This window comes from Vibrio sp. 2130-1 (assembly GCF_033339515.1).
Genome location: NZ_JAWOUT010000658.1, coordinates 1 through 536 on the forward strand (window position 1 = coordinate 1; position 536 = coordinate 536).

Annotated in this window: 1 protein-coding gene; it reads left to right on the forward strand. The window is 45.9% G+C overall.

What is annotated here, in order from left to right; genetic code table 11:
* Positions 1-536, forward strand: a 536-nt coding sequence (locus tag R7Q09_RS27980) for a lyase family protein (protein ID WP_318144184.1), incomplete at both ends; no start/stop codon positions are given.

The window sequence follows — 536 nt, forward strand, 5'->3', positions numbered from 1 at the left end:
GTATGGATCAGTTCCCATCAGACGTATTCCAAGGCGGCGCGGGTACTTCCGTTAACATGAACACTAACGAAGTTATCGCGAACGTTGCACTTGAACTGATGGGCAAAGAAAAAGGCCAATACGAGTTCATCAACCCGAACGACCACGTTAACAAGAGCCAATCTACTAACTGTGCGTACCCAACTGGTTTCCGTATCGCGGTTTACAACAGCGTACACAAACTAATGGAAGCGATTGAATACCTAAAAGGCGCATTCGATCTTAAAGCAACTGAATTCAAAGACGTATTGAAGATGGGTCGTACTCAGCTTCAAGACGCAGTACCAATGACTGTTGGTCAAGAGTTCCACGCTTGGGCTGTAACGCTAAACGAAGAGATTCGTGCTCTAGATTACACATCTAAACTCCTACTAGAAATCAACCTAGGTGCAACCGCAATCGGTACTGGTCTTAACACACCAACTGGTTACCAAGCTCTAGCAGTAAAACACCTAGCGGAAGTAACTGGCCTTGACGTTGTACCTGCAGAAGACCTA